Genomic DNA, 24606 nt, shown 5'->3' with positions numbered 1-24606 from the left:
AAACGGACAAACCACGTCTCATGACCTCTATCGGCTATGCAAGGGTCTCCACCGGCGAGCAGGACACCGCCCTGCAACTCGACGCTTTGCGCAAAGCAGGTTGTGAAAGGCTGTTCGAGGATAAGGCATCCGGCGTGAAGACTGACCGCCCCGGATTGGCTGAGGCGATCCGCTACGTTCGCGACGGCGACACGCTCACAGTCTGGAAGCTCGACCGCCTCGGCCGGTCGATGAAGCACCTCATCGAGATCATCACCGAACTGGAGGCCAAAGGCGTCGGCTTCCGATCCATCACCGAAAACATCGACACCACGACATCCGGCGGTCGCCTGGTCTTCCACCTGTTCGGCGCGCTGGCACAGTTCGAGCGCGATCTGATCCGGGAACGAACACGTGCCGGTCTGCAAGCCGCAGAGGAACGCGGCCGACGCGGTGGCCGACAAGTCGTCGTAACCCCGGACAAACTTGCCAAAGCCCGCCAGCATCTGGCGGCCGGTTTGAACGTCCGGGAAGCCGCGGCCCGCGTGAAAATAGGGAAAACCGCCCTCTACGAAGCTCTCAAGGCCGAAAAAGCAACGACAACCACGGTCAAACCAACCTGAGTTCCGGATACGTTCTTAAAAGTCGGACAGATTCGCCACTTTCGTGTCGTGACGCCATTATGGGGCCAGTGACATTCCTGGCGTCAGATGCAGCCGCAATGATTACCGGATCAGCTTTGCTTGTAGATGGCGGCTGGACGGCGGACTGACTGGAGCCATAGGGGAGAGATATGAGAATAGGGACGCCGCGGGAGATATCTCCCGGTGAGGCACGCGTCGCGATGACGCCTGACAGTGCCACGCAACTGCAGAAAATCGGATACGCTTGTTTTCTTGAAGCGGGCGCTGGCAAGGCGGCGGGCTTCTCCGACGATGCTTATCGAGCGGCAGGAGTAACATTGGTCGATACCGCTGCGGCCCTGTTCGAGGCCGTCGATGTCGTCGCCAAGGTCCGTCCTCCTGAAAAAGACGAGCTCGCTAGATTGACGCCTGGCAAGACGCTGATCTCATTCTTCTACCCCGGCCAGAGTAAAGACCTGCTGGGGCATGCAAAAGCAACCGGCGCAAACGTGATCGCCATGGATATGGTACCGCGCATCTCGCGGGCCCAGAAAATGGACGCGCTTTCCTCGATGGCAAACATCGCGGGCTACCGTGCAGTTATCGAAGCGGGCAACAATTTTGGCCGCTTCTTCACGGGGCAAGTAACGGCGGCAGGCAAGGTTCCGCCAGCCAAGGTTCTGGTTATCGGAGCGGGAGTCGCCGGCCTCGCCGCGATCGGCACTGCGACTTCTCTTGGCGCTATCACCTATGCATTCGACGTGCGCCCGGAAGTCGCCGAGCAAATCGAGTCGATGGGTGCCGAGTTTGTTTTCCTTGATTTCAACGAAAGCCAACAAGACGGTGCAGCGACGGGCGGCTATGCTGCTCCGTCATCGCCCGAGTTCCGCGAAAAGCAGCTTGCTAAGTTTCGGGAGCTCGCGCCGCAGATCGACATAGTCATCAGCACCGCGTTGATTCCGGGTCGGGATGCACCGAAACTGTGGTTGGCGGACATGGTCGCAGCCATGAAGCCTGGCTCGGTTATCATCGACCTTGCTGCAGAACGTGGCGGCAATTGCGACCTTACAATCGCCGATCAGAAGGTGGTGTCGGAGAACGGCGTCACCATCGTCGGTTACACCGACTTCCCCAGCCGCATGGCGGCACAGTCATCGACCCTCTATTCGACCAACATCCGACACATGATGACGGATCTAACGCCTGCGAAGGACGGTAAGCTCGTCCACAACATGAGCGACGACGTGATCCGGGGCTCGACCGTCGCATATCAAGGCGAAATCACTTTCCCGCCACCGCCGCCCAAAATCCAAGCGATCGCAGCGCAAAAACCTCGTGAGAAACACAAGGAGCCAACACCTGAAGAGAAGCGTGCTATCGAAGTCGCGGCATTCAAAGCTCAAACGAAGAGCCAAGGTTTTCTGCTTCTCGTAGGCACCGCGCTTCTCCTCCTGGTCGGAATGTTTGCGCCTTCAAGCTTCATGGCGCACTTCGTCGTTTTCGTTCTTGCCTGCTTCATTGGGTTCCAGGTGATCTGGAACGTGTCGCACTCATTGCACACGCCGCTGATGGCAGTAACAAACGCAGTTTCCGGCATCGTCATCCTTGGCGCTTTGTTGCAGATCGGGTCTAGCAGTTGGCTCGTCGTGGTGCTGGCGGCTCTCTCGGTGCTCGTCGCCACCATCAACATCGTTGGTGGGTTCCTTGTGACACGGCGCATGCTCGCCATGTTCCAGAAGTCTTGATCGGGTAGGATTCAACATGACGATCGGTATTGTTTCGGCAGCCTATATCGCTGCCGCGGTTCTATTCATCTTATCTCTGGGCGGCCTCTCTGGTCAGGAAAGCGCCAAACGAGCTGTGTGGTATGGCATCGTTGGAATGGCGCTTGCCGTTGTTGCGACCATCTTCGGCCCGGGTGTTGGTAACTGGGCGATCATCTTAGGCATGATCGCCGTAGGTACGGTAGCCGGTACCTTGGTTGCGAGCCGTGTGCAGATGACTGAGATGCCACAGCTCGTAGCAGCCCTGCATTCCTTCGTAGGTCTTGCAGCCGTATTCATCGGGTTCAACGCCCATCTTGAGGCGGAGCACGTTCTAACGCTTGACGAAGCGGGAAGAGCCGCGCTCTCAGGGTTTGCGGCAATCCTTGCCCATAAGGCACCTGTCGAGCTTGCGATCATGAAAGTAGAGGTCTTTCTCGGTGTCTTTATCGGTGCTGTCACGTTCACCGGTTCGGTCGTCGCGTTCGGTAAGCTGGCAGGCAAAGTCGATGGCAAGGCGAAGAAGTTGCCAGGCGGCCATTTCCTGAATGCGGCCGCAGCCGTGCTATCACTCATTCTGCTGCTCATGTACGTCAACGGTGCGGGAGTTTGGACGCTGCTGTTGATGACGCTGCTGGCCTTCTTCATCGGCTACCATCTGATCATGGGCATCGGTGGCGCGGACATGCCTGTAGTCGTGTCGATGCTAAACAGCTATTCCGGTTGGGCTGCAGCGGCAATTGGTTTCACTCTCGGCAACGATCTCCTCATCGTCGTCGGCGCGTTGGTCGGCTCTTCCGGCGCAATCCTTTCCTACATAATGTGCAAGGCAATGAATCGATCGTTCGTTTCGGTCATCCTTGGTGGTTTCGGTGGCGCGGCGGGACCGCAGATGGAAATCGTTGGCGAGCAGATCGCGATTGATGCGGATGGTGTCGCGGCCGCACTCAACGACGCGGATTCCGTGATCATCGTTCCCGGCTACGGAATGGCGGTCGCCCAAGCTCAGCAATCGGTGTCGGAACTGACGCGCAAACTCAGGGCTGCCGGCAAGAACGTTCGCTTCGCTATCCACCCGGTAGCTGGCCGCCTGCCAGGCCATATGAACGTGCTGTTGGCAGAGGCGAAGGTGCCTTACGACATCGTTCTGGAGATGGACGAAATCAACGAGGACTTCCACGAAACGGATGTGGTGATCGTCATCGGTTCCAACGATATCGTCAATCCTGCTGCAGAAGAGGATCCGAATTCGCCGATCGCAGGTATGCCGGTACTTCAGGTGTGGAAGGCGAAACAAGTGTTCGTTTCTAAACGTGGGCAGGGGACCGGTTACTCCGGGATCGAGAACCCGCTCTTCTTCAAAGAGAACACGCGGATGTTTTACGGCGATGCCAAGAAAAGCATCGATCAGCTGGTAGCCCTACACACTTAGGCCGCTAGCAGACGCGGCCGGGTTATAGCCTTTGTTCGATGTCGGGATAGTGACCGAGCCGTTGAAAACCGGTGGCCCACGGGCCACCGGAAACGTTTGAGGCAGCTAAACGACGCCAACCGCTGAGAGATGGCTTTCCAAAGCTCCGAGGCCATCGGAGGCCGCTGTGCCAGCTATATAGCCATCCGGGCGCACCAGTACCCAATCACCCGCTTTAAGAGCGTAGATAGCAGAGAAATGGCCCTGGTCGTCATGGTAGTCTCCGCCAGCTCCGATGGTGTGCACATGCAATCCCTGCCTGGATGAAACAGTTCCACCTCCAACCTCATATCCTAGCAGGGTCCAATGCGGTCCCTTCAACAGATTGAAAACGCGAGCCGGCTGTCCCGCCGCTCCACGGATCGACGCATCGGGCGCACGACTGCCGGCGATCAACAACGCGTCTGGCTTGGATGTCCGCAAAGACACCTGTGAGCTTTCATAGGAAAGATCCAGTTGGTGGACCTCGCGTCCGCGACGCATGTCGCCGTGCCTAGCCTTTTCCAGCAGACCCGTTGCCAAGCCAAGCATTCCGGCAGCGATGGGACGTCGCTCTGCCTGATAGCTATCTAGCAGCCAATCCGGCGCGCCAGATAGGACGCCGTCTAGTTTCCAACCGAGATTGTAAGCGTCTTGCACGCTGGTGTTAAGACCTTGGCCGCCAGTTGGGGGGTGAATGTGCGCGGCATCCCCGACGAGTATTACGCGACCGACCCGATATCTTTCCGCTAGGCGCGCATTCATGCTGTAGCACGAAGCCCAAGCTACATCGCGCACAGTGATCTTGCCGATGGGAAGCCTACTGTCGATGAAGGATTGTAGAGCTTCAACAGAGAGTTCCATATCGCCGTCGTGCGAAATAGGTGCTTGAAGCTGAAATACGTCCCCGTGCGGTAACGGGCAAAAGGAGATTTGCCTTGCCATATCTCCATCGTTAAAGCGGTGCCACGCGTCGCGCGGGAGACCGTCCAGCGAGATGTCGGCGACGATGGCCCTTACTCCAAGCGTTTTGCCAGGGAACTCCACACCCAACGCATGGCGGACCACCGAACGTCCGCCGTCCGCCCCGACGAGGTAACGGCAAACAATTGTCTCCTTGCCATTCGCTCCATCGACTTGAGCTTCAACGCTATCGTTAGTCTGCTCGAAACCAATCAGCTCCAAGCCATACTCGGGAGCGCCCCCAAGCTCGGCTAGCCGATTGCGCATAGCCAACTCCGTCAGGAATTGCGGAATAAGGAGGGGAGTGCGGTAAGGCTCACCGACGATCGGCGCTTCGAGAGCCATGTTCTGCTCGTCGCGATAACTGTCATCCCCGCGATGAAGTCGCTGCGGGGGATATTTGCTGCCGGCAGCAGCAATCCGGTCGACAATACCAAGATCCTCAAAAACCTCCAACGTACGGGGTTGGATGCCTTTTCCTCGCGAACCTGAAAAGGGAACATCGAGCCTATCAATCAGACGGAACGAAACGCCTCGGCGGGCAAGATCAATAGCTAGCGTCAAGCCAGCCGCCCCAGCGCCGGAAATCAAAACATCAATCATGCTTATCCCTTTCCATGGGTGAACATAAGTGTATAATACACATATATTCAGGAGCAAAATGATGTCAACTAATAATGTGCAGAATACACATATCTTGGCCACTCTGCCCGAACTGCATAATTCGCTTCTTGAAATAGTCAGCGCCATAAATCGGCCCGAGCGAGATGAGGCCCTTCTCGAAAGGGCTGGCCTCAGTCTGGAGCGCGCCCTTTTTCCCCTCATTGTTATAATTGGGCGTTTGGGGCCTATCGGGATTGTCGATCTTGCGGGCCGCGTTGGACGCGACTACACGACGGTGAGCCGTCAGGTGGCAAGGCTCGAAGAACTCAAGCTTGTAACGCGCCAGGCCAGCGCCAATGACCGCCGCGTGCGAGAAGCAGCGATCACAGCCGAAGGGAAAGTTGTGACGACGGCTGTAGACGAGGCGCGGGGCCAAATGGCCGTCGAGCTTTTCAAAAACTGGAGCCACAAGGATTTCGATGATCTCGCTCGGCTACTGAAGCTGCTTGCTCAAGATTTCAGCGCCTTGCCTGAGAAGTAATTTGGTCGCAGGAACTCGGCCAGGAGGACTTCTCTACGCAATGATCGTCCCCGCCAGTTCCGTTCTATAAGGCGCGCAATAGGAATTCGCCTCACGAGGGTGAAGCTACGAAGAGTGACCCTACACGGCATTATATCTTCTAGTAGCCAACGTTCTTAGGAGATATATGGGGTGGAAATCTGGAGGCGCGCGAGAGGACGTAAACCACGTGGATCTCAAACAGCTGTCGAAAATGTTGGGCCTTTCCCAGACCACAGTAAGCCGCGCTTTAAGCGGATATCCAGAGGTCAGTGAGGAGACTCGCGGGCGAGTGCTGCGAGCGGTAGGGGAGACTGGCTATCGGCCAAACAAAGCTGCACAGCGACTGGCAACCGGAACGGCCCGTTCAATTGGGCTTGTCATGCCAACAGCGCCTGGTCACCAATCCGACGTTCAGATTGGAGAATTTCTTATCGGGCTTGGCGAAGAAGCCGCGCGCCACGAATTTCACCTAGTGGTGATGCCCGCTGATCCTAACGACGAATTAGGGGCGCTCCGGCGGCTGGCTTACAGCGGAAATGTCGATGCGCTATTGGTGACCCACATGCGAGGACATGATCCCCGCTTGCAACTGCTGAAATCCCTTTCGATAACCTACATTGTGCATGGCCGTTCATTCGGAAGCGCGGACGATTATCCGTATCTCGATATCGACAACCAGAGTGCATTTTACCAAGCAACGCGGCTGCTTCTGCAGCTCGGACACACGCGCTTGTGTTTGCTAAATGGACCGGAACCTCTCGACTTTGCAGTCCGACGTAAAAATGGCGTTATCGGTGCTCTCGCGGAGCATGGGCTGAAGCTGGCTCCAGAGCACATCAGCCATTCGATGATGGATGACGAGCAGGGACAGCTAGCAATGAACGCGTTTTTAAGATCGCGAGAGCGGCCGACCGCCGTGATATGTTCGAGCACCGGTCTTGCGATTGGCGCGATCCGCGCGGTGAAACAAGCTGGACTGAGGCTCGGCGAAGACATTTCGTTGATCGCTCATGATGATGGGTTGCCACATTTTAAGCCGGAGAATTTCCCGGTCCCACTAACAACAACGAGATCGTCGCTGCGAGCCGCTGGGGTTCGAATAGCTGAACGCCTCATCGGTACAATCACGCAGCAGGAGTCATTCCCAACGCAGGAGCTTTGGAAAACGGAGCTCATTGTTCGCGCATCGACTGGTGCCGCGCCATCCAGCGGATAAGAGTGCGACAATCGCCAGTTCTCGCCCCCAGAAGATTGGCTACCGCCGCCCGCACCCCGACGTGCCGATCTGCGCTCGGGGTTCGGATGTCCATGGAACGACACTGTTCTGTGGGCATGCGGTCGTCCGCCTTGGCAGGCGTCACCGACCGGGACTTTTGTTCCGACCCACCGTGACGACGGTCAAGCCGGACGCAGTAGCTCGGACTTTCTAGTTACAACGTGGAAGTGTTCTAGCGAGCGAGCCTTTCACACGAAAATCCGAATAGCCGATCAGTCGAAGTCTGTCGCCAAGCCAGGCTGTTCTTTGTGTTCGAACATACGCTTGATCTGTTTCATCATAACGCGCTCAGACGACAGTTCAGCTGGAAGTTCGTATTGCCAAAACCACCGCACCTCAGACGTTTCGAGCCCAGTCGCCGGCGCTCCACCCTCGACCTCACACGTGAAGAACATCTTGCAGCAGGAGAACACACCAACGGGATGTCCTTGTCGGGTACGGTCCCAAACGGCCGCGAGCTTCGTCACACGGACCTGGTATCCGCTTTCTTCCCGGACCTCCTTCACGACGTTCTCGGCCGCCGTCAGGTTGACGTCCGCCCAACCGCCGGGAAGCGTCCAACGTCCGTTGTCTGCGGTCTCGCGCACCAACAGTATGCGTCCTTCATCATCGAAGACCGCGCCTCGAACATCGACTTTGGGGGTCGCGTATCCGACTTGCCCAGCGAACAATCCCGCTATGATTTCCGGTGAGACATCGGAATGCCTATGGAAAATCTCAGCCGATAAAGCGAGAAGGCGCTCATAGCGTTCGCGGTCATAAGGGTCTTTGGTGAAAGTCACCCCGCATTGGGCCATCGCTTGCAATTCCCGTGCCCAAGGAAGCCATTTCGGTTCGCTATAAGTCGTCATTCTCTTCTGCACCGGGGTTGGTTTTTTTCACGACGGCGTGTTTGCTGAAGGACGATCGCATTCCCTCGCTCACACCAAAGGCAGTATCGCACGATTTTGCGGCGATCAATTGATCGATCGAGTTCCACTCGACTTGCGCTCGATTATCTCGGAGGGTGTCACTCTAAGTATGCCCGCGTCAGGGCTGCCATCGCGAAGCATTTTGGTGAGAACTTCGAGCGCTTCCTGGACCATCAGCTGAACATTTTGCCGAGCCGTGGTAAGTTGGTGGCTCGGCCAGGCAGCCATGGGAATATTGTCAAAGCCAGCCACTTTAACATCTGTTGGGACATCCAGCCCAAACTCGAAGCGAATTGCCTCCATCGCTCCAATAGCCATGAGATCGTTGGCACAAAAAATGGCATCCGGAGGTGATTTCGTACGCATTAGACGAACAGCGGCCTCGTAGCCACTCTCGTAGCTGTAGTTTCCATTCTCGATAAGCATCCCCGAGGAGCCATTGGCCATAAGGTAGCCTGCGTAACCAGCCAACCGCTCCTGACTTGGAAGGTTGTTGTCTGGAAGCCCAATATAGGCAAACCTTGATGCTCCATTCGCGACGAATATTTCTGCGATCCCACGGCCGCCCGTGACGTTGTCGCAGCAGATAGAAGCGACAAACTTGTTACGGACCTTTCCGTTGAACAGCACAACCGGGATACCCATGCTTGCGCATGTCGCCGCTGTCTCGGGAGATCGCATGGCCAGTGCCGAGATAATCGCATCAACCCGATAAGGCAAAATAGTCGGGATCACCGCGTCCATATATTGTACGTCTTTGACCGCGAAAAGCAGAATTCGGCTTCCCATTTCCTGGGCCATCAACGCAAAAGTTTCAACCGCGACTGCATAGTCGGGATGTTCTAGCCCCCCAACCACCAGCGCAATCAACGCTGATTTCCGTGTGAGCATCATCTTTGGGAAGACGCTAGGGCTGTAGCCCAGCTCCGCAGCGGCCTTTAAAACCTTTTCCCGCGTTTTGGCCGATACGCTGCCGCCGTCAGTGAAGGTTCGCGACACAGCCGACCTCGAAACACCTGCTCGTGCCGCCACGTCGAATGAAGACGCGTAGCCAGATTTATCGGACGGCTTTTTGGATGGCGTATCTTTTGTCATTCGCGTGCCTAAGGAAGGATTCTTTAGGGATATCCCGAGCGTACGGTATCGTCAAGATGCACAGCGTTCTAAACCAGAAACGAGCGAAAAACGATGAAAAATTTTCAAAAACAAGCGTCGATAGTTCATTAACATACCGAATTTGCTTAGATATTATCAAATATGGATCGATCAAACTCATCGCAAAACAAATTTGCAACGCTGTGCAGTTTTTGTTAAGGTTTGCTGGTCCGATAAATCTAACGAGCAGCCAAGCTGCCGGGGAACAAAACGATGAAGAAAGACAAGGATACTGCACGCCTTTCTCTTACCCGCCGTACCTTCCTAACAGTAGCCGGCGGCGCAGCTTTGGCGGCTCCTATGGTTCTCAAAGCCCAGGCTGCCGATAGCGGCGAGGTTGTGGTGATGGGATGGGCTCCATATTGGACCGCTGAAATGACGCAGCTGTTCAAAGCCAAGACGGGCCTCAAGTTGAGGATGATCGGCGCTGCGGCCGACCAAGAGATGTTCACAAAGGTGAGGGCAGGGGGCGCGGGCGACTATGACCTCGTCTATGCCAATGCCGGTTGGACACCTGTATACAATCAAGCTGGCCTCATCGAGCCGATAGCCATTGACGAGGTTAAGGCGAGTTCCAACCTTTATCCAGAATTCCTCAACACCGCATCGCTTCCATTCGTTTCCTCGCCAGGAAAAGAGCTGCTGTTCTATCCGAACATGTGGTCTCCTCTGGCAATGGTTTGGCTGGATAGCGCCATTAAGGCCCCTGACACCGTAAGTTGGAAGATGCTGTGGGACGCTTCCATTAAGCCGGGAACGATACTGCTCGGCGGCGGCGGCGGCGATGATTTCCTTGCGGTTGGCGGCTTGGCGCTGGGTTTGAAGCGGGAAGAGGTCTACTCGATGAGTGCTGAACAGCTCGATACCGTTGTCGCGAATATGCGAAAATTGAAGCCGTTCCAGATCTTGTCGGGAGCTGAGCAGGAGTTCCGAGCTCGCTTCCGTAGCGGGAAAGCGACAATAGGCTTGGCCTCGCAGATCGGCGTCGCCGCATTGATCAACGCTGAAGCAAAAGAGGATATTGCAAAGGCGGCAATCCCCGTTGAAGGAAGCCTTGGTTGGGTTGATGGCCCGATGTTGATGAAAAATGCAAAGAACCGCGCCAATGCGATGGCCTTCTTGGAATTCATCGGCTCGGATGTCGATTATGGCAAGATGATTTTTAAGGAGACCGGTGGGTCTCCGTGCAGCCGGACAGTCACGGAGGCAATTGTTGCGGGTGGCGGCGACGATGCCCAGACCATCAAGACGATTCAGGCCGACAATCCGGCTCTGGCGACGCAGGTTGTGATGCAAGCTCCTCCAGCCGACCCCGTTGCCTACGCCGAGGCGTGGGACAAAGTTCTCGCATCATAAGTGGTTCGAAACATGTCTATCTCAAATGGAACTCATGCGGACGGTGCGCCGCATGAGTACGTGGCATCGCGCGCGTACAATCTGGATGGTTCGCGACGCCGCGGCTTCCAGCTTCCGGCATTGCTCCTCATCCTTGGGGCGTTTGTTCTTCCGCTGAGCGTTGTCCTCTGGTACTCGCTCCACGGCTTCGTCTACGGGGCGATTTCCGGCTCTCCGACTATCGCAAATTACACGCGTATCTTTTCCAGCGCAGCATATAGCTGGACCCTGGTGCGTAGCATTGTCTTTGTCGCCGTAGTCTCCGCGATCACGACAGTCGTAGCGTTTCCTATGGCTTACTATGTCGCCATCCACGTGCGCGCGAACCGACGGATTGTCTTCTTGGCACTTGTTATCGTGCCGTATCTATCGAGCTATCTGGCTAAGGTGATCGCCTGGTTGGCCCTCTTGGGGGACACTGGGATCATAAACACCGCTCTCATGTCCTCCGGAATTATTTCCACGCCGATATCAGTCCTTGGGATAGGTCAGCCGGCGATCATCCTCACTTTCGTATATCTCTGCTCGCCCCTCGCTTTCATGACGCTCTACAGCACGCTAGAGCGGATCGATCCCGACCTTTTCGAGGCAACCTCTGATCTTGGCGGACGGCGTTGGCACATATTCTGGAAAGTGGTCCTTCCCCTTTCAAGAAATGGCATCCTCACGACATTCGCCTTTGTCTTCGTGGCCATGTTCGGTGACTACGTCACGCCGGTTTTGATCGGCGGCACCGATGGCGTCTTGTTCGTGAATTTGCTGGTCAATCAGTTTGGCGCATCGATGCAGTGGGGCTTCGGGTCGGCGATGGCGATTGTAATGCTGTTCAGCAGCATTGTGCTCTTCTCCGGACTGCGCGCTGTGTCTGGAACCGTGAAGGGAGGCGAATTCACGAGCCGCACGGTCAAACCTGCCGCGCTCGGACTGAAGGTCTACGTTGGAGCGTTCGTTCTGTTTCTCTACGCTCCCATATCTTTACTCCTCCTGTTCGCAGTGAACGCATCTCCGGCGGTCGGTCTGCCCATTACAGGCCTTTCATTGAAATGGTTCGCTGCGGCCTTTGCCGATCAAGGCTTCAGGGAGTCTTTCCAGAACAGTCTGATTATCGCAACAGGGTCCTCGCTCATTAGCACCTGCTTTGGCACTATGGCGTCAATGTCTCTGGCCCAGTCCACCGGGAAACGCAGAACAGCCGTCGTCGCAGTTTTGACCGCGCCCATGTTCATGCCGCCCGTCATTCTTGGCATTGGCATTTTGATCGCCTGTAGTGCGGCAGGCGTCGATCGTGGCATCTGGGTCTTGATGGTAAGTCATGCCCTTTTGTCGATGCCAGTCGCTATCTTGATCATGCTTGCGAGGCTCGAGGGCATGAGCGGCAATCAGGAATTAGCAGCGATGGACCTTGGTGCGACGCCTTGGAAAACGTTTGTTCGAGTTTCTCTTCCACAGATGATGCCGGCCCTCATCGCCGCTTTGGTGCTAACCTTCGCATTCTCGTTGGACGAGTTCATTCTCACCTTCCTGGTGACCGGACGAACGTCGACGCTACCCATCTTTATCTTTAGCAGCATCCGCTTCCAGTTGAGCCCGAGCGCCATCGCCGCCGCGTCGGTCGTCATGCTCCTATCGCTCTCGCTAATTGCGGTTGGCGCTATTGCATATAACTGGCGATCACTATCGCGCCGCGGAATAGAAAATTAGGAGTAAGCCGGTGTCGATGCTCGAATGCCGAAAAATTACCAAACGCTACGGTGGCCACTTTTATAGCTTGGGCTCTCCGGAAACCAGCGTTGACTTCGACGTGAAGCCCGGCGAGCTGTTCGCCGTGATTGGGCCAAGCGGTTGTGGAAAGTCCACCCTGCTCAAGCTGATCGGCGGTTTTACGTCGACGAGCGCTGGAAAGATAACGATCCAGGGACGAGATGTGACTGGGCTCCCACCCTATTTAAGGCCGACCAACACTGTCTTCCAGAACTACGCCCTCTTTCCTCATCTCACCATCGGAGAGAACGTTTCGTTTGGGCTGGAAATGGCACGCGTACCTCAGGCTGAGCGTGCCGCACGGGTTGAAGATGCGTTGCGCTTGGTTGGGCTGGCGAGCTTCTCGCGGCGTTACGTAAGCGAGATGTCTGGCGGCCAGTTGCAAAGAGTAGCTCTTGCCCGCGCTATCGTGAACAAACCTGCGATCCTGCTACTCGACGAGCCGTTAGGGGCGCTCGATCTCAAGCTTCGGCGTCAAATGCAGGACGAAATCGTCGAGCTAAAAAGAGCGCTCGGCATGACGATTCTGCACGTCACTCACGACCAGGAAGAGGCCTGCGCGATTGCAGACCGGATCGCCGTAATGAACGCCGGCCATATCCTTCAAATTGACTCGCCGGTTGACTTATATCGCAGACCGCGAACCGCATTTGTCGCAGAATTCATCAATGCCGGGACCATCCTACGCGGTGACGTCAAACTGGCAGGCCAGGATGGCCGCCTCTGTTCCAAGGCTGGAACGTTTCTCGGCAGAAACAACTGCGGCGAGGTAAGCGGGAAACTGGCTTTGCTGCTGCCGAGATACGGGGCCAAGGTCCGACGGATATCGGGCAACGAAGTTTCGGACGTCAATTCACTCGTCGCAACCGTCGTGCGGATCGCCTTCACGGGCACTGAATTTGCAGTCCAGCTTGAGGCGAAAACGGGTGACCGTTTCACTGTCCAGCTAACAATAGAAGAAATGGCTCAGGGTGGCCTCGATCTAGGCGCACAGGTGCATGCGAGCTGGGCGGCTGAAAATCTTCAAATCGTTCGGGACGACTTACCGGAAGCATAGGCATCCGCCGTCTCGTTAGGTGCTAAATCTGTTAATTGAAGGAGTCGATATGAGTGTCAACTTGAGGAACGAGCGGTCGACGGAGCTGTTCGATCGGGCCAAGCTGGTGGTTCCAGGCGGAGTCAATACCGCGCGTCGTAAAATCAATCCGCCATTGGCAATCTCCCACGCCAAAGGTTCCCGGATGTGGGACCTTGATGGGAACGAGTTCATTGATTACCACGCTGCATACGGAGCTGTTTTCCTTGGGCATAGCGATGAACGCATTGTTGAAGCTGTCACCAAGGAAGCCGGGCGGCGTGTTCTGACCGGGGTTGGCATTACGGAGACCGAGGCCGAACTCGCAGAACGGATCGTCAGGTCAATCCCTTCAGCAGAACAGGTTCTACTGTGCAACACTGGCTCTGAAGCAACGTTCTATGCGCTGCGTCTTGCTCGTGCGATCACCGGAAAGCAAAAAATTCTGAAGTTCCAAGGCTGCTATCATGGCTATCATGATGCCGTCGCCATGAACAATCAGAGTTCAAAAGACGCCTTGGGTCATAAGGACGTCCATTCCGCTGGTCTGAATCCGGGCGTAGTCGAGAACACCGTCATCGCGCGGTACAACGATCTGGAAGACGTTAAGCGGGTGTTTGCGGAAAACGCAGGCGAGATCGCTGGGATCATCATTGAACCTATCGCCCATAGCTCTCCAGCGATCGTTCCAGTTCCTGGTTTCCTCGAAGGGCTCCGATCGATCTGCGACGCCGAAAACGCCTTGCTCATATTCGATGAGATCGTCACTGGCTTTCGCCATCATATCGGCGGCTACCAGGCTATCGTCGGCGTACTTCCGGATATCACGACCGTCGGCAAGGCCCTCGGCAACGGCTTTCCTGTCGCGGCGGTTTGCGGCAAGGAAGAGCATATGCGGAAGTTTAATACGCACGCAGATGGTATCGCAATGTTTGCCGGAACCTACAACGGCAACGGCGTTGCATCCGCTGCGGGCCTCGCAGTGCTGAAGATCCTCGAGGACACCAACCTCTACGCGCACGTCTTCTCAATGGGCAACATGATGCGCGACGGATTGTCCGAGATCGTGAAACGAAATGGGATAAACTGCGTAGTTTCGGGCTTCGGCGGGGTCTATGCTCTGAGCTTCATGCAGGGACCGCTCAACTCTTACGACGACGTTGTTCGCAACGACGGAATTCAGCAGGTCAGGTATCGGCAGCAGCTCATCAACCGCGGCGTTTTCGAAATGCCAGAGCGGGGCGGACGCAATCACATCAGTATCGCGCACAGTGAAAGCGATATCGCCAAGACACTTGAAATCGCTGAAGCCGCATTGCTAGCCTCACGCTGATCCCCACACCCTGACGTCACTCTGGCGTCAGGGTATTTTCTTTCGGAGCAAGAAGATGTGGAAGTTATCTGTACGGCACTGGTTACGACACTTAAACCAAATCTTGAACACAGCTTCCGACGGTGCACCACGACGCAAGTCTGAAACGGTTTACACGCTTGGGCAAGCCACCGCTATGCATGCGGGTTGTGGTAGGCGTGAAGAAGAACGGTCGCGACGCGCAAGGGTCGCAAGGCGAGATTTTTAACCAAAAATTTATCTGTCGGTTAAGGTTCGCAGGCTATTTGAAATTTAGCCTCGAACCGTTTGTAAGGGAGGGTGCTAAGTTGAAACTCGACCCATATACCGCAGAGAGGTTGGCCGCAGCCTCTTCCACAGCTTGGGGCCATGAGGTAGAACCGTTGTCCACTGCCGCAAAGAGCGTTGAACGCTCATCTTCCGTCGGCGATCTCGCTTTTCCACCACAGCGCGGCCGTTGATCGTTCACGTGATCCGTCAGTTCCTACCAAACCTCGGTGGCCTGGAAGACGTTGTTTCGAACTTAGCCCGAAAGACAATTGAACGTGGCTTTCGAGTGCGCGTTATCACGCTCGATTCTTTGTTCACCGAACAGGGGAAGACGCTGCCAGCACACGAATACATCGACGATATTGAGGTTGTAAGAATTCCTTGGATTGGCAGCTCTCGGTACCCGATCGCCCCGCAAGTCTTCAGGCATCTTGACGATGCCGATGTGGTTCATGTCCATGCAATCGATTTCTTCTATGACGCACTCTCGTGGGGTCGCCTATTCCATCGAAAACCCATGGTGGTGACCACCCACGGCGGATTTTTTCATACCAATAGATACTCTTTCATCAAAAAACTTTGGTTTCAGTCGCTTACCCGTGTTTCGGCGTTGGGCTATCGCAAGGTTATTGGCTGCAGTGTTCCCGACGTAAGAAGATTTTCAGAAATAGCGCCAGAGCGCACGATTTTAATCGACAACGGTGCGGACATTGGCAAGTTCGCAAACTGTGCCTCGTCAACGCCGAGACGTCGGATCGTAACGATTGGCCGGTTCTCAACGAACAAGCGTCTGGACAACCTCCTTGAAACGGTTGCTGTTTTGCGCAGCCGTCATACGGATTGGCATATCGATGTAATAGGTGTCGAATCCGATCTGACGCGACGAGACCTGGTCCAACATATTGAACGTCTTGGACTTGAGGACGCGGTTTCCATTCACGTGGCTGCCCACAACGACGCTATCGGAGACCTCATTGGCAACTCGTCGATATTCGCCTCTGCTTCGGACTACGAGGGCTTTGGAATCGTAGCACTTGAAGCCATGAGCGCAGGATTGCTTCCGGTGTTGAACGCCAATGCCGCTTACTCCGCGCTAGCCGAGCGGCATATGAGCTTGCGGCTAACGAATTTCAATGAGGCGGAACGCGCTGCTGACGATGTCGAGAGTGCATTCGGTTCCTTGATGGAGGACTGCGCTACGATCCGCGAAAACCTAATCGCTGAAGTTCGGCCTTATTTGTGGGATGTCGTTGCTGACAAATACATGGGCGTCTATTGCGAGATACTCGACGTCGATAAAACACCGCTTTTGTCTGCAACTCAATCGAGGGCCGTCTGAAACTCTGGAGCAGCCGCCGTTCTCCCGGATTTGTAACCAACCGAGCTCGGAACACGCGTTAGACAGTCGGTGTGACACTCCCGACGCTGCGAGACCCTAGAGCCCCCGTGCAGTAGACCCTCTCTCTACAAGAGGCGCATGAATAAGATGAAGTGAATTGCCTGCAAGGTGTTCACCTTCAACCATTCGGGCAAGTTGATCCATTGCCCTGTCGATCATGGCGTCGCCGTCTTGTCGAACCGTCGTCAAATCAAAGCTTGGCCACGCTGCCGAGGGGATGTCGTCAAATCCCGCAATAAGTACGTCGCCAGGCACAGTTAATCCAGCTGCCTTGACTGCTTCCATAGCCCCCATCGCCATCAGATCATTCGCACAGAAAATGGCGTCCGGTCTCTTGCGAGCCGAAAGGAGTTTCTTCGCAGCTTCAAACGCATCATCGTGCCGGAAATCGCCATGAGCTACGGCAACGTCACTTATTCCGTTTTGCATAAGCACACCCAGATAGCCTGCAAAGCGATCTTCACTTGCAAGATTGCCGCGTTTCCCACCGATGTAGGCGAAGCGTTGTGCGCCGCGCTTTAAAAACAATGCTGCGACCTGCCGGCCACCTTCGACGTTGTCGCTGCAGATCGATGCGACCCATTGGTTGGAAAGCTTGTTATTGAAGAGTACGACAGGGGTGTGCATTTTGGCGCAACGTTCGGCGGCCTCTTTCGAGACAATTGACAGAGCCGAGATGATGCCATCGACACGGTAGCCGAGGATATCCGGGATGATCTCATCGATGTACTCGCCGTGGTTCACCGAAAAAAGCATTACGCTTGAACCAGACCGTTGAATGGTCTGGGACAATTTTTCAACGACGTTGGCATAGAAGGGGTTGTACAGACCCCCGCTCACGATCGCGATCAGCGAAGACTTGTGAGTAAGCATGATGCGCGGGATCATGCTGGGACCATAGCCGAGTTCGTCGGCAGCCCTCATTACCTTTTCTCGGGTTTTTGCCGAGACGCTAGCTCCTTCGGTATAGGTGCGGGAAACGGCTGACTGAGAGACGCCTGCCAGCCGGGCGACGTCTATCGAAGATGCATACTTCTTCCGTGCGGCATTGGTTTCTAACTCGGTCAGGGTCTTTTTCAAATCGGCTTCCCATTTGCATCTGTAAACAACAGACGAATTCCACAGCGTTCAAGCGAAAATAACACAGGTTGAAGAGAATCCTAGCGGCGATCGCATAGCCATTCAAAAATATTGCATTGCTATGCAAAAATCGATATTGGTGATGCGGGCCGGCGGAGCTGCGCCGGATAACGGAGGTATTTATATGCAAGTGAGATTGGCGAACGCACCTGTGTCTTGGGGTGTAGATTATGCTGGGGACCCCAATAACCCGCCGTGGCAGAAGGTGATGGACGAGATTTCGCAGGCAGGTTACTCCTCTACCGAACTCGGTCCGTACGGTTTCTATCCGACGGACCCAGAGGAACTTTCCAACGAATTCAAACGTCGTTCGCTGAAGGTCGAAGCGGGCTTCGTATTCCAGATACTGCATGATCCGGCAAAGACCGAGGTGGTACTTGAGAACGCCAAGAAGACCGTCGAATTGCTCGCGGCCGTGGGCGGAAAATATCTTGTAACTATCGATCACATTTCCGAAGCGAGAATGGCGACAGCCGGTAGACGCGACCTGGCTCAAAAGCTTAGCGCTAGCCAGTATCAGCACATGATCAGCATCATTGATCGCATTGCCGATATCGCTTTGGCCTCTGGTGTGAAGCCCGTGATCCATCAGCATGCAGGATGCTACATCGAGTTCGAAGATGAAATCGAGGGCGTGCTCGAAAAATTGGACCCGGAACGGGTGGGCATTTGCATCGACACAGGCCACATGGCGTATGCGGGGATCGACCCGGTTGCATTCTACGAACGCCATGCGAAACGTGTTCAGTACTTCCACTTCAAGGACATTGACCGCAACGTCCACGAACGTGTGCTGGCCGAGAAGATCCCGTTCCTGGCAGCCATCGAACAGAAGATTTTTTGCCCGATGGGGGCAGGGGTCGTAGACTGGAAGCGGCTTGCTGGCGCATTTAAGGCACATGGTTACGATGGTGCCGCGAACATTGAACAGGATATCGATCCGACGATTTCGTTCGATCCGCTTGGTGACGCACGCAAGAGTCTGGCCTATCTCAAGTCTGTAGGCTTCTAATAGACGGTGGGCGGCAGATTTGCCGCCCACTTTCGTCCAAAGCAACAAGGTGAAGCCATTCTTGTCTGAGATCGAGATGCACAATGAGTAAGAAGCTAAAAATCTATGCCGTCACCCACGACATCCTGGGCGATGTCTTCTGGGAAGTTTTTCGTCGCGGACTTCTTGATGCTGCGGCTCGTTTCGACGTCGACGTCGAACATCTGCGGCCGGGCAAGTTCTCTCCTGAGATCCAAGCGGGTTTGATCGACGGCGCTCGTCACGCTCGTCCCGACGGCATAATTTCTACCGTGCCGGATGTCGCCGCGGTCGAAGGGGCGCTGAAAGCAACAATTGCTGACGGCATCCCCGTTATCTGCGTGAACGCAAAGGACAGTCGGCCGGAAGGCGAGCGCATTCCCTATCTCTTCTACATTGGAGGTGACGATTTCAACGCCGGTGAACTCGCAGGGCGCTACCTGCTTGAACATGTGAAGCCCAGAGCGGCGATGTGTGTCGATCACTATCTGTACGAGCACATTTGCCACAGCGATCGCTGGCATGGTTTCAAAAGTGCTTTCGACAAAGCGGGCGTGCCTGCTGAGCGGCTGCGTGTTCCAGGCGGTCAGCCTGAAGAGTGTGCCGAAGCCGTTGCAAAGTACATGGAGAACAATCCGAACGTTGACGCCGTCTTGACGCTTGGCCCGCCAGGCGCGCAGGCCGTCCTCGATGCCGAGGCACTTGTCTCCAAGGGGCGGTCGTGGAAGCACCTGACATTCGATGTCGCACAGCTTCAGATCGACGGAATCCGCTCGAGCCGTATCATGGCGACGATTGACAGCCAGCAATACCTTCAAGGCTTCCTTGCGGTCCAGCATATGTGGATGCACAAAACTCAGGGCTTCACACTCGCCGCTGATATATACACCGGACCGGCGATCGTCGACATTTCCAACATTGATGAAGCTGAGCAAGGTGTCAAAGCGGGCACGCGCTGATTAAAAAAAGCCCGGACGCTAACGCATCCGGGCTTTCTTTCTAGCCGAAGAGGTGAGGTTGGAGGCCTCTCACGCCGGGCTCGATAACGAATAGGTCTCCTGCGTGCGGCTGCTCTTTCCGCCCTGCCTCGTCCAGAAGACGCTTGGTCGTGATGATGACCAGGTGCTGCAGATCAGGCCCGGCAAATACGCAGGACGTGACCTGGGTCGCAGGCAACTCCACGGTGCTGACCAGAGTTCCTTCTGCCGAGTAGTGATGCACAGCACCGCCGCCAAATTCGGCAATCCAGAGGCCTCCTTCAGCATCGATTGCCACGCCGTCGGGCATTCCTTTGAAATGGCTGACGTCGATAAAGGTTTCGCGGTCGCTGAGGAATCCTGTTTCGGGATCGTAGCGAAAGCGCCAAACCTTCTTTGTCACACTGTCAGCGAAAACCATCTGCTTTCCGTTTGGCAACCAGGCCAGAGTGTTGGGCACGGAGATTTCACTCAGGACTTCGGTCACGGATCCATCGTGTTCCAACCTGTACAAACACCCGGTGGGAAAGCGTCCAAGGGTGGAGATTGAACCAACCCAAAAACGTCCCTGCGGATCACACTTTCCCTCGTTGAGACGGTGCTCAGGCTTGTGTGGCTCGGGATCGGTCACAAAATCAATCGACCGGGCGGAAGGATCGATTATGTGGATTCCGCTTTGAAGGCCCGCTATCAGGCGTCCGTCCCGCATCAGTGCCAGCGCCCCTCCGAGCGCTGGCAGTTCTAGTACCCGGTCTTCGCCTGTCGACCAGTCGAAACCGTGTAGCGTCTTGCCTGTGATGTCCATGAAGAAGAGAGTGTTGCGGTCTGCATCCCAGACGGGGCACTCTCCCAACTCGGTCTGCGCGGCGAGCAGTAGCTTTGGATCGAAGCTCATTGCGCTCTCCGTTAACCGAGGTAGCGCTGATGTTTGACGCCGGCACGGATCTTGGAGGCAGCATCCGCTGCAGACTTGGTGTTTGTCACCTGCGATGCGCCTACGTCCCACCATACGCCGGAGTTGATCGAGCGCCCGCGCGTTTCTGCCTTGACGGTAATCACTGTAGGGCCGGACGTGGCCCTTGCCTTCGCAAGCGCCTCTTTCAGTTGCTCTTCGTCGGCGGCCGAGAAGACGGTTGCTCCCATCGACCTTGCGTTCGCTGCGTAGTCGATCTCCATGTAGTTGCCATTGGGACGTAGCGCATCGTTATCGCGGGACCGGAATTCGTTGCCCAAGTTGTCGATACCGCTTGAGTATTCCTGGAGGTCACGGATGCACTGATAGCCGTAGTTCTCGATGACAACCACCGTGATCTTGGTGTTCTCCTGGACAGCTGTGACGATCTCAGTCGGTCCCATGAGGTAGGTGCCATCTCCGATGATCACGATGATCTCCTCATTCTGGCGGGCACCGAGGCGGGCACCGATCGCAGCCGGAATTTCGTGTCCCATCGCGGAGAAACCGAACTCGAGAAACGCCTTTGATCCATTGGCGTTATCCCAGGCTTTCAAGATTTCGCCAGGAGGGGTTCCGGCAGCGGCGATCACCACGTCGCCTGAGTTGGTCGCCTCGTTGACGACCCGGACAATGGTCCCCTGGTTCAACTCGCCTCCCGGCGCAACTTCAATATCTTGGCGGTAAGCGGCACGCCAATTGGACTTCTGCGTCTCGACTTCCTGTCGATAGGCGGCCTGTGTCGCATAACGCGCCTCGCGGAGGCCCGCACCGACCCGCTCGATCGACAAACGCGCATCTCCAACGACCGGAACACCACGGAGCTTGTGGGCGTCGTAGCTGTTGGTGTTGATCGAAATGAAAACGACATTTGGGTCGTGGAAGGCTGAGCGCGATCCGGTTTGGAAATCCTGCAAACGCGTGCCGATCGCAACGACGACGTCTGCGCGTTCGGCGATTCGACCGGACGCCCCGTTCCCGGCAACGCCCATTCCGCCCAGGCAGAGCGGAGTGTCCAGGCTGACGCCTTTGCCGGCATGGGTTTCCGCGACTGGAATGCCGAATTCGTTGGCGAAGTCACGCAGCGCTTTTTCGGCGGCAGAGTAACGTACGCCTCCGCCTGCGATGATAAGAGGCGAGCGTGCGCGTGACAGCGCGGCGACAGCTTCGTTGATGTCATCCTGCGAGGGTTCCCGGCGTCGGATGACCCAGTTCCGCTCGCGGAAGAATTCGACAGGATAATCGTAGGCCTCACCTTCAACGTCCTGAGGGAAGGAAATCGTAACAGCGCCAGTGTCTGCCGGGTCGGTCAGGACGCGCATCGCCTCAGGCAGCGCGGTCAGTATCTGCTCCGGGCGGGAAATCCGGTCAAAGAAGCGGCTTACGGGCCTGAAGCAGTCGTTGACGGTCAGATCGCCGTCGATCGGGTGCTCAAGCTGCTGGAGCACGTTGCCTGTGCGGCGATGGGCGAACGTGTCCGAAGCAAACAACAATACAGGCACACGATTTACGGTCGCGGTCGCAGCGCCGGTGATCATATTTGTCGAGCCCGGTCCAATCGAAGCGGTGCAGGCAAGGGTCGCGCGACGGTTACGCATTTTTGCATAACCTATAGCAGCGTGGACCATCGCTTGCTCGTTCTTGGGCTGATAGTAGGGCAATTCATTGCCGTACTCGTCGATTGCTTGGCTGATCGATGCCACGTTGCCGTGACCGAAAATGCCGAAAATGCCACCGATAAGCCGCTCTCTTTCCCCGTCGAAAACAGAGAATTGCTTCTGTAAATACATGATGGTGGCTTGTGCTGCGGTTAGTCTGATCGTGTTGGACATGAGTACCTCCCATTTGCGGCGGATAATTCCCGCGGACTTTGGATTTTTTCACTTAAACAATTTTGCAAAGCTATGCAAAGACAAAAATATCCTCTATACGCCAAATATCGACGGTGAATTGGCTGTTGCCTGCCTGTTCACCAGGGGAGAAGGCGAGACATAAGCTATGCAAAGATTCGCAAATAAAGTCGCATTGGTCACTGGCGCATCGACTGGCATCGGCCTGGAGACGATCAAGCGCATTCGCGCGGAAGGCGGAACGGTGTTCGCCGCGCATCGTCGTGGCGTACTGGAGATCGAGGGAGTTCCCTCGATCGCCCTGGACGTCACCAATGAAGAGCACTGGGAGCGCGCCGTCTCCGAGGTCGTTGCAACCGCGGGACGCCTGGACATACTCATCAATAACGCCGGCGTCCGGGAGAGCGGCTCAGTCGAAGAGACCACTCTAGAGCAGTGGCATCGCCTTATCGACACAAACCTCACAAGCATATTCCTCGGATGCCGTGCGGCAGTTCCTGCAATTCGTAACGCAGGCGGCGGATCCATCGTCAATGTAGGGTCGATCACTGGGATACGGGGCACCGAGAACATGGTGGCCTACAGTGCGTCCAAGAGCGGGGTAACCTCGATGACCTCGTCTCTCGCGTTGGATCTCGCCCGCGACAACATCCGGGTGAACGCCGTCTGCCCCGCGGCAATCCGGACCCGCATGGTAACCGATTGGCTGGGCGCTGCGGATGACGTCGACGCCGCTGAGGCCGCCGTTCTGGCAAAGCATCCGATCGGGCGTATCGGTCGGCCGGACGAGGTTGCGAGTGTCATTGCATTTCTAGCAAGCGACGATGCGTCGTTCATGACCGGAATGTCCATCCCAGTCGATGGCGGAAGAAGCATTCGTTAATCAAGCATCCAAGGAGGAACTCATGGAAAAAATCCGTTTTGGTATCGTTGGCTCCGGCTACATGGCCAAGCTGCATAGTCTCGCGCTACGTAACATTGGTGCGTACCTCTGGCCCAAGCTGCCCCAGATCGAGATGGTTCGGATGGCGGATATCGTGCCGCAAGCCGCGAAGGACGGGGCCGAACGGTGGGGATGGAAGAGCCACACCAGCGACTGGAAGGAGGTCACCCGTGCGGACGACATCGACGTCGTCATCATCATCACGCCCAACAACAGCCATGCCGATATTGCGATCGACGCCTTCGAACATGGAAAGCACGTTTTCTGCGAAAAGCCGCTGTCGAGCACTGTCGCGGAAGCAGAGCGGATGACCAAAGCAGCCCAGGCGTCGGGCAAGGTGAACCTGGTCAACTTCTCGTATCGGACGTGGCCTGGCGTCGAGCTTGCGCGACAATTGATCCGGGAAGGTGAACTTGGCGAGGTGCTGCATTTCGAGGGCCGCTACTTCCAGGAATATGCGGCCGATCCCGAGCTCCCTTTCTCGTGGCGTTTTGATAAGTCGGTCTCCGGCGGCGGTGCGTTCGGCGATATCGGCTCCCATATCATGGATATTGCCTGCGCCCTGATGGGCCCGGTCGACTCTATCGCCGCGAAAACAAAACGCTTCTACGAAAAGCGTCCGGTGAACGGTCCGAACTCGAAGGACGTAACGGTCGACGATCTGACTACATCTCTGGTGCAGTTTTCAAATGGTGCACTCGGATCGGTGCACGCTTCCTGGGCCGCCACAGGCCATAAATGCGATCTCAGCTTCTCTGTTATCGGCACAAAAGGCTCACTCTCCTTTAGCTGGGAACGCAGCAACGAACTGCATTTCTTCAGCGCTGACGATCCTCAACGCGTCGGCGGCTTCCGCCGGATCATGCTCGGCGGTATCCATCCAGAGGCGGATCCGTTCTGGTATGCGCAGGGCCAAGGGCTTGGCTACGGTGAGGCCTTCGTTATCACGGCACGCCGCGCAATTGAGGCGGTCATCAACGCCAACACCAACGCTGCCCCGAACTTCGCGCAGGCTCTTCACATCAACCGCGTTATCGCAGGCGCGTTCCAGGCCGCGGAAGAGGACCGCTGGGTGAAGATCGAGAAGACGGACGCGTTCGACTGAGCGGTCTCGGACCGATAGCTGCAAACAAACGACGCGACTATCGAGATGCACAGCCCACGCGGCGGCGGGCACT

At 56.0% G+C, this 24606-nt stretch carries 20 protein-coding genes and 1 pseudogene; 15 read left to right on the top strand and 6 right to left on the bottom strand.

What is annotated here, in order from left to right:
* Nucleotides 1-20 precede the first annotated feature (20 nt).
* The 4 genes and pseudogenes from MKS82_RS17705 to MKS82_RS17690 all read left to right on the top strand — a co-directional run bounded on the left by MKS82_RS17705 (nucleotide 21) and on the right by MKS82_RS17690 (nucleotide 3797).
* A complete protein-coding gene (locus MKS82_RS17705) occupies nucleotides 21-602 on the top strand; it encodes a recombinase family protein (protein ID WP_109614887.1) in 582 nt (193 codons plus the stop codon).
* Nucleotides 603-658: 56 nt separating this feature from the next.
* Nucleotides 659-751: pseudogene (locus MKS82_RS17700) on the top strand (3-oxoacyl-ACP reductase); the annotation flags it as partial.
* Nucleotides 752-772: 21 nt separating this feature from the next.
* Entirely contained in the window at nucleotides 773-2347 is a 1575-nt protein-coding gene (locus tag MKS82_RS17695; protein ID WP_240579103.1) for a Re/Si-specific NAD(P)(+) transhydrogenase subunit alpha, read from the top strand.
* A 16-nt stretch (nucleotides 2348-2363) separates the two neighbouring features.
* Nucleotides 2364-3797: an NAD(P)(+) transhydrogenase (Re/Si-specific) subunit beta gene (locus MKS82_RS17690; RefSeq protein WP_240579102.1), complete on the top strand. Its 1434-nt coding sequence runs from the start codon at nucleotides 2364-2366 to the stop codon at nucleotides 3795-3797.
* 105 nt (nucleotides 3798-3902) lie between these two features.
* On the opposite strand, the gene MKS82_RS17685 is transcribed toward MKS82_RS17690, so the two are convergent.
* The gene (locus MKS82_RS17685; protein ID WP_240579101.1) at nucleotides 3903-5381 is read right to left on the bottom strand and encodes an FAD-dependent oxidoreductase; all 1479 of its coding nucleotides are present in this window, start codon (nucleotides 5379-5381) and stop codon (nucleotides 3903-3905) included.
* 58 nt (nucleotides 5382-5439) lie between these two features.
* Between MKS82_RS17685 and MKS82_RS17680 the strand changes: the two genes are divergently transcribed.
* Entirely contained in the window at nucleotides 5440-5922 is a 483-nt protein-coding gene (locus MKS82_RS17680) for a MarR family winged helix-turn-helix transcriptional regulator (protein ID WP_216332493.1), read from the top strand.
* Between the two features lie 208 nt (nucleotides 5923-6130).
* Nucleotides 6131-7159 (top strand): substrate-binding domain-containing protein, encoded by a 1029-nt coding sequence (locus MKS82_RS17675; RefSeq protein ID WP_240579100.1) that lies wholly within the window; start codon nucleotides 6131-6133, stop codon nucleotides 7157-7159.
* 272 nt (nucleotides 7160-7431) lie between these two features.
* Here the strand turns inward: MKS82_RS17675 and MKS82_RS17670 are convergent, their stop codons facing one another.
* The gene (locus MKS82_RS17670; RefSeq protein WP_240579099.1) at nucleotides 7432-8070 is read right to left on the bottom strand and encodes an NUDIX hydrolase; all 639 of its coding nucleotides are present in this window, start codon (nucleotides 8068-8070) and stop codon (nucleotides 7432-7434) included.
* A 105-nt stretch (nucleotides 8071-8175) separates the two neighbouring features.
* The gene (locus MKS82_RS17665; protein ID WP_240579098.1) at nucleotides 8176-9225 is read right to left on the bottom strand and encodes a LacI family DNA-binding transcriptional regulator; all 1050 of its coding nucleotides are present in this window, start codon (nucleotides 9223-9225) and stop codon (nucleotides 8176-8178) included.
* Nucleotides 9226-9498: 273 nt separating this feature from the next.
* Here MKS82_RS17665 and MKS82_RS17660 point away from each other — a divergent pair, with 273 nt between their 5' ends.
* From MKS82_RS17660 to MKS82_RS17640, 5 genes are all read left to right on the top strand, one after another.
* Complete coding sequence (locus MKS82_RS17660; protein ID WP_216332485.1) at nucleotides 9499-10641, top strand: ABC transporter substrate-binding protein; 1143 nt, start codon at nucleotides 9499-9501, stop codon at nucleotides 10639-10641.
* 12 nt (nucleotides 10642-10653) lie between these two features.
* A complete protein-coding gene (locus tag MKS82_RS17655; RefSeq protein WP_240579097.1) occupies nucleotides 10654-12381 on the top strand; it encodes an ABC transporter permease subunit in 1728 nt (575 codons plus the stop codon).
* Nucleotides 12382-12397: 16 nt separating this feature from the next.
* Entirely contained in the window at nucleotides 12398-13498 is a 1101-nt protein-coding gene (locus MKS82_RS17650) for an ABC transporter ATP-binding protein (RefSeq protein WP_240579140.1), read from the top strand.
* 49 nt (nucleotides 13499-13547) lie between these two features.
* Entirely contained in the window at nucleotides 13548-14849 is a 1302-nt protein-coding gene (locus tag MKS82_RS17645; protein ID WP_216332479.1) for an aspartate aminotransferase family protein, read from the top strand.
* A gap of 487 nt (nucleotides 14850-15336) precedes the next feature.
* Entirely contained in the window at nucleotides 15337-16476 is a 1140-nt protein-coding gene (locus MKS82_RS17640) for a glycosyltransferase family 4 protein (protein WP_240579096.1), read from the top strand.
* Between the two features lie 96 nt (nucleotides 16477-16572).
* Here MKS82_RS17640 and MKS82_RS17635 read toward each other — a convergent pair whose 3' ends face one another.
* The gene (locus MKS82_RS17635) at nucleotides 16573-17616 is read right to left on the bottom strand and encodes a LacI family DNA-binding transcriptional regulator (protein WP_240579095.1); all 1044 of its coding nucleotides are present in this window, start codon (nucleotides 17614-17616) and stop codon (nucleotides 16573-16575) included.
* Nucleotides 17617-17884: 268 nt separating this feature from the next.
* Between MKS82_RS17635 and MKS82_RS17630 the strand changes: the two genes are divergently transcribed.
* Together MKS82_RS17630 and MKS82_RS17625 are read left to right on the top strand one after the other, a co-directional pair.
* Nucleotides 17885-18688 (top strand): TIM barrel protein, encoded by an 804-nt coding sequence (locus MKS82_RS17630; RefSeq protein WP_240579094.1) that lies wholly within the window; start codon nucleotides 17885-17887, stop codon nucleotides 18686-18688.
* Nucleotides 18689-18771: 83 nt separating this feature from the next.
* Nucleotides 18772-19665, top strand: coding sequence for a sugar ABC transporter substrate-binding protein (locus MKS82_RS17625; RefSeq protein WP_216332477.1), 894 nt, complete (start codon nucleotides 18772-18774; stop codon nucleotides 19663-19665).
* A 40-nt stretch (nucleotides 19666-19705) separates the two neighbouring features.
* Here the strand turns inward: MKS82_RS17625 and MKS82_RS17620 are convergent, their stop codons facing one another.
* Nucleotides 19706-20578 (bottom strand): SMP-30/gluconolactonase/LRE family protein, encoded by an 873-nt coding sequence (locus tag MKS82_RS17620; RefSeq protein WP_216332475.1) that lies wholly within the window; start codon nucleotides 20576-20578, stop codon nucleotides 19706-19708.
* 11 nt (nucleotides 20579-20589) lie between these two features.
* Nucleotides 20590-22467 carry a 3D-(3,5/4)-trihydroxycyclohexane-1,2-dione acylhydrolase (decyclizing) gene (gene iolD / locus MKS82_RS17615; RefSeq protein WP_240579093.1) on the bottom strand — a complete coding sequence of 626 codons (1878 nt, stop codon included), beginning with the start codon at nucleotides 22465-22467 and terminating at the stop codon, nucleotides 20590-20592.
* Nucleotides 22468-22633: 166 nt separating this feature from the next.
* Here iolD and MKS82_RS17610 point away from each other — a divergent pair, with 166 nt between their 5' ends.
* Nucleotides 22634-23368: an SDR family NAD(P)-dependent oxidoreductase gene (locus tag MKS82_RS17610; RefSeq protein WP_240579092.1), complete on the top strand. Its 735-nt coding sequence runs from the start codon at nucleotides 22634-22636 to the stop codon at nucleotides 23366-23368.
* 22 nt (nucleotides 23369-23390) lie between these two features.
* The gene (locus MKS82_RS17605; protein WP_240579091.1) at nucleotides 23391-24533 is read left to right on the top strand and encodes a Gfo/Idh/MocA family protein; all 1143 of its coding nucleotides are present in this window, start codon (nucleotides 23391-23393) and stop codon (nucleotides 24531-24533) included.
* Nucleotides 24534-24606: the final 73 nt, after the last annotated feature.

Source organism: Ochrobactrum sp. A-1, assembly GCF_022488005.1.
GTDB lineage: Bacteria > Pseudomonadota > Alphaproteobacteria > Rhizobiales > Rhizobiaceae > Brucella.
The sequence above is the reverse complement of the archived record's forward strand: the minus strand, read 5'-3'. Positions and strand labels throughout refer to the sequence as shown.

Coding starts and splice junctions, on each gene's coding strand:
- MKS82_RS17705 (WP_109614887.1), top strand. CDS start 21: ATGACCTCTATCGGCTATGCAAGGGTCTCCACCGGCGAGCAGGACACC.
- MKS82_RS17695 (WP_240579103.1), top strand. CDS start 773: ATGAGAATAGGGACGCCGCGGGAGATATCTCCCGGTGAGGCACGCGTC.
- MKS82_RS17690 (WP_240579102.1), top strand. CDS start 2,364: ATGACGATCGGTATTGTTTCGGCAGCCTATATCGCTGCCGCGGTTCTA.
- MKS82_RS17685 (WP_240579101.1), bottom strand. CDS start 5,381: ATGATTGATGTTTTGATTTCCGGCGCTGGGGCGGCTGGCTTGACGCTA.
- MKS82_RS17680 (WP_216332493.1), top strand. CDS start 5,440: ATGATGTCAACTAATAATGTGCAGAATACACATATCTTGGCCACTCTG.
- MKS82_RS17670 (WP_240579099.1), bottom strand. CDS start 8,070: ATGACGACTTATAGCGAACCGAAATGGCTTCCTTGGGCACGGGAATTG.
- MKS82_RS17665 (WP_240579098.1), bottom strand. CDS start 9,225: ATGACAAAAGATACGCCATCCAAAAAGCCGTCCGATAAATCTGGCTAC.
- MKS82_RS17660 (WP_216332485.1), top strand. CDS start 9,499: ATGAAGAAAGACAAGGATACTGCACGCCTTTCTCTTACCCGCCGTACC.
- MKS82_RS17655 (WP_240579097.1), top strand. CDS start 10,654: ATGTCTATCTCAAATGGAACTCATGCGGACGGTGCGCCGCATGAGTAC.
- MKS82_RS17650 (WP_240579140.1), top strand. CDS start 12,398: ATGCTCGAATGCCGAAAAATTACCAAACGCTACGGTGGCCACTTTTAT.
- MKS82_RS17645 (WP_216332479.1), top strand. CDS start 13,548: ATGAGTGTCAACTTGAGGAACGAGCGGTCGACGGAGCTGTTCGATCGG.
- MKS82_RS17630 (WP_240579094.1), top strand. CDS start 17,885: ATGGACGAGATTTCGCAGGCAGGTTACTCCTCTACCGAACTCGGTCCG.
- MKS82_RS17625 (WP_216332477.1), top strand. CDS start 18,772: ATGAGTAAGAAGCTAAAAATCTATGCCGTCACCCACGACATCCTGGGC.
- MKS82_RS17620 (WP_216332475.1), bottom strand. CDS start 20,578: ATGAGCTTCGATCCAAAGCTACTGCTCGCCGCGCAGACCGAGTTGGGA.
- iolD (WP_240579093.1), bottom strand. CDS start 22,467: ATGTCCAACACGATCAGACTAACCGCAGCACAAGCCACCATCATGTAT.
- MKS82_RS17610 (WP_240579092.1), top strand. CDS start 22,634: ATGCAAAGATTCGCAAATAAAGTCGCATTGGTCACTGGCGCATCGACT.
- MKS82_RS17605 (WP_240579091.1), top strand. CDS start 23,391: ATGGAAAAAATCCGTTTTGGTATCGTTGGCTCCGGCTACATGGCCAAG.